The sequence below is a fragment of the Methanobrevibacter sp. genome (assembly GCF_017409525.1).
Lineage (GTDB): Archaea > Methanobacteriota > Methanobacteria > Methanobacteriales > Methanobacteriaceae > Methanocatella.
In genome coordinates this window covers 99,414-108,085 of the sequence record NZ_JAFQSO010000009.1, presented here as the reverse complement: position 1 = coordinate 108,085, position 8,672 = coordinate 99,414, and the positions used below count along the sequence as shown (strand labels likewise).

Here is an 8,672-nt window from a genome sequence, read left to right as displayed (position 1 = left end):
CAGTTTCCCAGGGTTATCCCGGTCCTAAGGGTAGGTTATCCACGTGTTACTGAGCCGTACGCCACGAGCCTAAACTCGTTCGACTTGCATGGCTTAATCGAATCCCAATAGCAGTAACATCTGCCAGGATCAAACAGAATTGAACACATAACAGACATAATAAAAGAGTATTATGAAGTACGCTAAAAAATATAGACGAGTGTAATACACTATAAAAATTTGATTTAAAAGCTTCTATAATCAAATTTCACCACATCTACAAAACTTACATCATACTCGAAAAACTCAAGTACTCACAAAAGCACATTCATGATATTAATAATTTAATTAATATAATAAACATGATAAAATATAGCTACATGCGGAAAAGCAGTCATCATAGTCATGATTGTCAATACAATAAGACTTAAACCAACGCCATAAAAACACATAGCACATCTATTAAACAGATGAATTTTATTAACAAAGTCAATTAAAAAATATTGCAAATAATATTAAATATTAATTTAAATAAAAAATAATTATTAAAATATAAAAATAAATAAATTTAATGATTTTAATTGATATAAAAATAATTAAAATTCCTAATTCAACGAATATTTTTTTGGATTTTATTTGGCAATAGACAAACAAACTAAGTATTACAAAAAATAAATAAAATAATACTATTGATTTTATTATATAGCCGATGCCCCAACAACATAAATTATATTTAAAACTTTCTATCCAATTCAAATAATAATTACTTTATATATTGCTTAACTAAAAATATTATTGGTGATAAAATATGAAGTTCGGTATAGAATTCGTACCTCAAATACCATTAGATGAAATTGTAAAATTAGTAAAATTAGCAGAAGATGTCGGTTTTGAATACGCATGGATCACAGACCACTACAACAATAAAAACGTATATGAAACCTTAGCATTACTTGCAGCAAACACTGAAACCATTAAAATGGGTCCTGGTGTAACCAACCCATACGTAAGAAGTCCTGCAATTTCTGCTTCCGCAATCGCAACTATTGACGAAATTTCAGAAGGAAGAGCTACCTTCGGTATTGGTCCTGGTGACAAAGCAACTTTCGATGCTTTAGGAATTGAATGGACTAAACCTGTAACAACTATTAAAGCAGCAATCGCTGACATTAACACTTTATTAGCTGGAGAAAAAACCGAAGGCGGAGCAGCTTTAGGCGGAGTTAAAAAAGTACAAGACCACATCCCTATTTACATGGGTGCACAAGGTCCTAAAATGTTAGAAACCGCTGGAGAAATCGCTGATGGTGTATTAATTAACGCTTCAAACCCTAAAGATTATGAAGCAGCAATGCCTATGATTAAAAAAGGAATTGGTGACCAAACCAAAGAATTCGATGTAGGTGCATACACTGCAACTTCAATCGGACCTGACTCTGACGCAGCTAAAAACGCAGCAAAAATCGTAGTTGCATTTATTGCAGCAGGATCCCCACCTCCAGTAATCGAAAGACACGGATTACCTGAAGGATTCAACGAACAAATGGGTGCATTCTTAGCTAAAGGTGACTTCGGTGGAGCTATCGGTGCTGTAACTGACGAAGCTCTCGACGCATTTTCCGTATGTGGTACACCTGATGAGTTCATCCCTAAAATTGAAGGCTTAGCTGAAATGGGCGTAACTCAATACGTAGCAGGTTCCCCTGTTGGTAAAAACGTAGAAGAATCCATTAAATTATTAGGAGACGTAATTGCAAGTTTCTAAACTTGCTTACTCTTTCTTTTTTTATTTTTTTAAACCATTATACACAACTTATTACCAGACTATTTTTAACAACAATTTTTAATTATCAAAAAATCCTAACTATATAATATTATAATTATATTATTGCAGGTATTATAATGGAAATTGAAAATTTATGTAAAGAAATCAGACAAAGGGCTTTTGAGCGAAAAGATCCGAAAACTCCAGATCAAGTTGGAGCCAGCTGGTATAATGATGATTTAACCTACGATGGCGTTTCAAAAACATTATTTATAATATTGCCCACCCCAGGTTGTGCTTGGGCACTTGGAGATAGCGGCGGATGTACAATGTGCAGTTATGTATCAGACTGCACTCTAGAACCAATCGATACAGAAACCATACTAAGAATATTTAATGAACATCTCCAAAGACACCCAACAGCTGAAGAGGATAAGATTTCTGTAAAACTATTTGCATCCGGAAGTTTCCTGAATCCATATGAACTTCCAAAAGAAGCTCGCGATGAAATTTTAAAAACACTAGTCGACTTGGGCAATGTCACAGAAATTATCGTGGAGTCAAGACCGGAATATGTCAAAGAGGATGTTTTAGATGAAATCTTTGAAATAATCGGAGATACTCTATTTGAAGTTAGCATTGGACTTGAAACATCCAATGATTATACCCGCCTTAAAAAGATCAATAAAGGTTTCACATGCCAAGATTTTGAAGATGCCGTGAAATTGATGCAAAACCTTAATGAAACCAAAGAGTACAATTTGAAATCAAAGGCATATATCTTTGTAAAGCCCATTCTAGTGTCTGAAGCTCAAGCAATCACAGAATCAATAGAAACCGCAAGATTCTGTGATTCGATTGGAGTAAACAGGCTTTCATTTTGTCCTGCAACAATCCATGGAGGAACTGTTATCGAAAGACTGTGGAGAAAAGGAGCATATCAACCGCCATGGATTTGGTCATGCATTGAAATCATAAATACAGTTAGAGATGAATTAGATGTGCCTGCACTTCTCGACACATCAGGATTCGGTTCAAGGCGTGGTCCCTATAATTGTAAAAAATGCAATAAAGATTTAAAACATATGATAATAGCTAACAACTTAACACAAAAGCCAATTGAGTATGAATGCGAGTGCAAAAACGAGTGGTTAGCTGAAAAAAATAATTCGGACATGAACAGTTCCACTGTTGAGATAAAGCATATCCCATTATATTAATATAATTAAAACTATTAATTAATAATAGGAGGAAAATATGAAAACTAAATTTGTTAGTTTACTGGCTATACTTCTTGGATTAATAATTATTACATTCCCATTATTTGGGCTTATTGGGGCAAGTTCCTTAATCGGCCTATCAGTATTGTTAATGTCTATTTATCTGCTTGTTGTTGGAGTAAGCATAATTGACTACAATACAAGTGGAGCGATACTGGATTTAATTTTAGGAATCCTGCTTTTGATGTTGAGTATTGGTTTAATCTTTAATCCTGCACTGCTCGGATTTTTAACTCAAATCACATTATATATTGCAGGAATAATGTTAATAATCGTTGCTGTCGCATCATTGATTAATAATCGTGCATCAAGATACGGTTTCTATATTGGGATTGTTGGAATCATACTCGGCGTATTATATATCATTATCGGAACTTATCTTTCAAATCCGATTATTCTCGGCATATTAATCGGAATATGGTTAGTAATAAGCGGTATTTTAAAATTAATGGATAGGTAATCTATCCCAATTCTCTTTTTTGGTGTTAATGTTGATTGGAATTAGTGCAGATTTTGACCCGGTGCATAAAGGTCATGAAAAATTAATCAGTGAAGCCCGCAAATTGGCTGATGAGGAAAATAAGAAGGTGGTCGTTTATCTCAATAAGGGTTTCAGTGCAAATCATGCTCCCTTTTTTGTTGATTTCGAAGCCCGTCGTGAAATGGCTTTGGCTCTGGGAGCTGATGAAGTAAAATCCTTTGAAGGCCTTCATCACAGATTGGTGCTGTCCTATAGCGTTCCAATCAGGCTGAAGCAGATGATTGACGATGGAGTGACTGACTACATTACCTCTGCAAGCATTCCCCTTTCAGAAATCAAATCAAAAGCGCAAAAGTTTATCGATGAGGGGAACTTTGTAGGAATGCCAAAAACATACAAAAACAGGAACGAAATCAGATGGTACGCCATAAATGAGTTTCTTGGATCCAAACTGAAATATCATGTTACTAAAGAGTTCAACAAAGAGAAGTACTCAGGACGCCTAATAAGGCAATCCATTATCGATAATGACATGACAATTACAAAAGACGTTGAAAGATTGCTTCCAAAGACTACTGTTGATATCCTGCAATCGGAAATTGATGCTGGAAGAGTTCCCGGCAAGAGAAATTGGAAAGACATCTATAAGCGAATGAACACCTACTCCAGGGGAAATCTTGAAAAAATAGCCTATCTTAACGGAAATACGATTAATGAGATAATTAAAAGAAGAGTTTATAGAGACCCTGAATCAATATGGGCTGCATTTAGAAGGTCAGATTATGGTCCCGTCATGACAAGACTTGCAATAAGTGCAATCGAGATGGAAGTTACAAAAAAAGAAGTAATGGATTTGATGAAAAGCTATGAAGCGCAAGGCGTAATTCCAGACAATCAGAAAGTTCAAAAGGTAATTGACAGAGCATGGTACGTTGCAAGCAAAGGAGATGAAGGCATCCGTGCTCGTGAAGCAAATGATAAATTTAGAAAAGAAAACATTGAGGTTAATGCACCCCTTGAAATAGAAGCCGGACTCAATTTAACAAAGTTCGAGACAAAGATTACAAAAGAAGGCATTCCAACAGATTTGTATGTTGACAAAAACGGCAAAATTTCCGTTCAATTCAAAAGCGAAGGCAAAAAAATCAAAACAAATCTAAGGCTTCCTGCTCTAGAGGTAACTTATCTAAGATACATTATGGATTCCCATTTCATTCCGGTCAGCGGAAGTATAAAAAAAGCTAAAAGAGGATTTAAGGTTAAGGTAATCATTGGCTGATTTTTTTTAATGCCGATTTTGCCATCGTTAAATCTTCATCTTTAAAATAATCTATTATTTCGCATAATTCTTCACTTTTTCTTTTAGAATTATATAAAGTGTTATTTATTCTTGAAAGTGACTTTTCTCTAAAATCATCACCTTCAGTCAATTTTAAGATATCAAAAAATTCATCTTCCAAATCATGGCTTTTTGCTATATGATATGATTCGATTAAAGCTGCAGATATCGTTTTGGTGTAACTGCTCCTAAGCAATTTCAAAATGGCCACATCCCCAACATTATCGCTTATCTTTTCTGTTTTGATAAAATCGTTTAAAAACAATAGCTCATCCGCCTTTTCACCAGCCAAATATAAAATCGGATTTTCAGAGTCGATTTTGCCAATTATTGCCCCATCCACCAGATTTTCAACATGACTGTTGATCTCCAAAGTGGTGTCAGGAGAGATGTTATTTAAATCAAGGAAAATTCCTTTTGCATATTTTCCATATGATTTTGCAACATCCAAAGCAGAATTAGGAGAATTTGCAGAAATTAGAATATCAGATTCAATAGCGACTTCTTTAAATGAATCCAAAACATCAATACCTGCTTTCTTAATGTTTTCAACTGTCTTAATGGAACGATTCTCAAAGGATGTGATGAATTGCACCTCATCCGAATCGACTAATTTAAAAAGATTTTTAGAGACTTTTCCAAAACCTATAAAACCTATAATCATAATATCCCTAAATCATTTCTTAAATAAAAGCATGTCCTGTAAATTTACGCCAATATCTCTTGAAATTGTATTGCATTTTGCACATAATAAAAAGTAAATCTCTTTTGTTGACAAATCAATTTCCGTTAAACCTTCATAATTTCCCATGCCTTTTGAAATGACAAACTTGTGACTGTTGAAGATTTCCCTAAATTCATCCGAGATTTTGCTGTCGACATACCCTACAGTTCCGGCACCTATCTCAACAATGCTTCCAAACTCATCAAGACCCGCATCCAGTGCTTCGGCCATGCAAGCATCATTCAATATAGGTTCCGATTTAACGGCAATGGTGATGTCCAAGCCATATTCCTTTATTTTTGAAAGCAATAACTTATCAAAAACTATTTCACCAGTATTGTCCACTAAATATAAAACCTTATCATTAGCTTTTAGGGAATTTTCAAACTCCACAATGTCCTTAATGGTCAAATCCTTTTTTAAAGAATTTTTAATGACGCTTTCAATATCATCATCTAATGTGAATGCTCCAAAATCGAGGATATTTCCAATAATGGCAATCTTAACATGATTTTCTAAGCTATCATCCTCTTCTAATATTTTTTTCACATCCGGAAGATATTTTAAAGCCAAATTATTGCTTTCAATTTTTTCCTTGTGATATGGATCTGCACAACCGGTTCTCTGTTTGATTAAAGCGTGCATGGTGGATCCTGTGCTATTTGAATTTGTGCCGGATTTGAAATTTTGGCTGAGATATTCGAAAATCTCCCCCATAATTTCCATTTTAAGATTTTCATCATCAGTTGACAAATCCAAAGCTTCTCTAGCTTGTCTTAAAAAGCAAGGCCCGCATTCATAACTTATCTTCACTTAACCACCATAAATAATTTGGACTAATTGTATCTCATCGCCATCCTCTATAATCGTGTCTTCAATTACAAGCTCCCCATTTTGTTTAGAAACGATAGTTTGAGCTGATAATTCTAATTCATCAAGCAGGTCCTTAATGGAATAATTTTCATTTGGAATTTCTCTTTCTTCGTTTAAATTTTTATATTTCAAAATAAATGACACCATATCACACTCCTAATTCTTCTAAAAATGAACATGCCTTGCATAATTCATTTGCTGAAGGTTCTCCGCATCTAGCACATCGCCCATGGGAATAATCTTTTTTAAGCTCATCTTTCAAAACATTCTTTATCTTATCATATCCTCTAAGTGTCGAATATTTTATTGTAGGATGCTTTTCTGAAAGTTGATTAATTACCTCTGAAACTTCACCCCTAAATGATTGCATTGCATAAGGGCAACTGTCGAAATGAACTTCCAATTCCTTTGCAACAACATACAATCCTATTTCCCGTTCAGGAATTTCCCTTAACGGTTTAATTTTAACTGTGAATTCTTTTGCATTCGATACGGTTTTTGCACCTAGCTTTGTCAGGTTATCGGTGTTGCCCTCCAAATAATTCATCATTATAGCTTGAACCTCATCATCCAGATTATGTCCTGTTGCAATCTTAGTGGCACCCATTTCGCGAGCCACCTTGTTTATAATTGTTCTTCTGAATACGCCACAGTAAGTGCAGGACCCCTTATGATTTTCCCTTTGCATTATCTCATCTAAAGTAATGCCATACTCTTCTTTAAGTGAAACAACCTTATGTTCAATCCCTAATCTTTCAGCATGACGTATGGCAATGTCAACACCGTCCTGGCGGTAGTTATCTATACCCTCATCAACCGTTACGGCACATATGTCTATGATATTCATCTGGCGAAAACTGTCCAATATCTCTAAAGTAGTAACACTGTCCTTGCCTCCGGAAAGTGCAACTAGGACCTTGTCTCCCTTATCAAGTAATTTTTCTTTTTTTATGGTTTTGATAACCTTTTTTTCTATTGATTCAATGAAACAATCCTTGCATAATATCTGACCGGATTGCTCTTTTTTGATAATTACCTTAGGATTACCACATTTACTGCATTGCATATTATTACCTTATATCTGTTCTACAAATTGTGCCAACTGGTTTAATGTATTAACTTCAAATACCTTTGCGCCCGCCTCTTCATATAAAGACACACAACTGTCCACCACGTCCCACTTATTTCTATCTTCAGGATTTAAAATGATGAGCTTTTTTGAATCCCTCACCATTTCCTCAACCAAACCTACACTTGCAGGAACTCCATGAACTTTCGGACCAGCCCAATCCCTGCAATCGGATAAAATAATTATGTATGATTTGTTATTTATATTTGCCATTTCCTGGAACTTTCCGAATGCGGAATACATGTCTGATGTACCATGAACCATCATGTTTTTGACTCTCATATCTTTAACTTTTACAAAAGAATCTATGAGATATTCTTCCTTTAAAGCTTTGGTTGTTTCAATTACTTTATTGTCAAATTCAAACATTCTGGATCGTTTAAATGCAGTTTGTGCTGAAAACATTAACATGAAAAACCAGCTGCTAATCCACTCGCATGATCCGCTAATATCATTTAAGAACAAATGCTCATTTTTGTGAGGCCTTGGTTTTGCTTTTACTAAATCAACCGGCACCCCGCCATATTTCAGATTTGTTCTGATTGTTCTTCTCATGTCAATCTTATGGGAAGTGGATTTGACTTTTCTTCTTGAACGTTTGTTTGCAATCTTTTTACCTAATCTTTGGCAGATTTCAAGCATTCTAGGGTCGAACCTGTTTAATTTGGTCAAATCTTTATTCATCAATTCCCCGTCACGTTCAAGCTGTTTAACTTCTTCCAGAAGAGGTTGGCCAGAAAGCATTTTCAACTTTTCATTGTTGATCTTTTCCTTATTTACTTTTTGGAAGGCATTATTCTGTTTTTTAATGATGTATTTATTAGATTTAGGTCCCTTACCTCTATAGGCAGTTCCTTTTTCAAGCTCTTTAGCAACTTCCTTTTCGACTTCCGTTTTAAAAACTTCTTCGAAAACCTTGAGGAATTTGGGAATATCATACCTATCCTTAACATAAACTGCCATTAAAGCCGTTTTTAAAAGTTGCCTATCATCTTCGCCCAAATCCATATAAATTTTAACAGCCGCTTGCGTGCTTCTTACACTTACGGGCAAACCTTTTTCTCTAAGCTGAGCTGACAAATTTGCGATCTTTTTAATCATC

At 34.9% G+C, this 8,672-nt stretch carries 9 protein-coding genes and 1 rRNA gene; 4 read left to right on the top strand and 6 right to left on the bottom strand.

The genetic code is table 11. The annotated features are described in order from the left end of the window. Window positions 1-140: ribosomal RNA gene (locus IJE64_RS04815) — 16S ribosomal RNA — on the bottom strand; the annotation flags it as partial. 647 nt (window positions 141-787) lie between these two features. Here IJE64_RS04815 and mer point away from each other — a divergent pair. The 4 genes from mer to IJE64_RS04795 all read left to right on the top strand — a co-directional run bounded on the left by mer (window position 788) and on the right by IJE64_RS04795 (window position 4,784). After that, window positions 788-1,744 carry a 5,10-methylenetetrahydromethanopterin reductase gene (gene mer / locus IJE64_RS04810; protein WP_292782792.1) on the top strand — a complete coding sequence of 319 codons (957 nt, stop codon included), beginning with the start codon at window positions 788-790 and terminating at the stop codon, window positions 1,742-1,744. Between the two features lie 137 nt (window positions 1,745-1,881). Beyond that, window positions 1,882-2,964, top strand: coding sequence for an archaeosine biosynthesis radical SAM protein RaSEA (locus tag IJE64_RS04805; protein ID WP_292782789.1), 1,083 nt, complete (start codon window positions 1,882-1,884; stop codon window positions 2,962-2,964). Window positions 2,965-3,001: 37 nt separating this feature from the next. Further along, window positions 3,002-3,484: a DUF308 domain-containing protein gene (locus IJE64_RS04800; protein WP_292782786.1), complete on the top strand. Its 483-nt coding sequence runs from the start codon at window positions 3,002-3,004 to the stop codon at window positions 3,482-3,484. 22 nt (window positions 3,485-3,506) lie between these two features. Beyond that, window positions 3,507-4,784 (top strand): adenylyltransferase/cytidyltransferase family protein, encoded by a 1,278-nt coding sequence (locus IJE64_RS04795; protein ID WP_342764994.1) that lies wholly within the window; start codon window positions 3,507-3,509, stop codon window positions 4,782-4,784. On the opposite strand, the gene IJE64_RS04790 is transcribed toward IJE64_RS04795, so the two are convergent. The 5 genes from IJE64_RS04790 to IJE64_RS04770 are packed head-to-tail and all read right to left on the bottom strand — an operon-like array spanning window position 4,774 to window position 8,671. Continuing rightward, window positions 4,774-5,508: an NAD(P)-binding domain-containing protein gene (locus IJE64_RS04790; protein ID WP_292782780.1), complete on the bottom strand. Its 735-nt coding sequence runs from the start codon at window positions 5,506-5,508 to the stop codon at window positions 4,774-4,776. The two genes, IJE64_RS04795 and IJE64_RS04790, sit on opposite strands and share 11 nt — an antisense overlap. A gap of 12 nt (window positions 5,509-5,520) precedes the next feature. Further along, a complete protein-coding gene (locus tag IJE64_RS04785; RefSeq protein ID WP_292782776.1) occupies window positions 5,521-6,381 on the bottom strand; it encodes a DUF89 domain-containing protein in 861 nt (286 codons plus the stop codon). Then, a complete protein-coding gene (locus IJE64_RS04780) occupies window positions 6,382-6,585 on the bottom strand; it encodes a MoaD/ThiS family protein (RefSeq protein WP_342764993.1) in 204 nt (67 codons plus the stop codon). It abuts the gene before it with no gap. 4 nt (window positions 6,586-6,589) lie between these two features. Then, window positions 6,590-7,507 carry a TIGR00269 family protein gene (locus IJE64_RS04775; RefSeq protein WP_292782770.1) on the bottom strand — a complete coding sequence of 306 codons (918 nt, stop codon included), beginning with the start codon at window positions 7,505-7,507 and terminating at the stop codon, window positions 6,590-6,592. A 9-nt stretch (window positions 7,508-7,516) separates the two neighbouring features. Continuing rightward, window positions 7,517-8,671, bottom strand: a complete 1,155-nt coding sequence (locus tag IJE64_RS04770) for a VWA domain-containing protein (protein WP_292782767.1) — start codon at window positions 8,669-8,671, stop codon at window positions 7,517-7,519. Window position 8,672 lies beyond the last annotated feature (1 nt).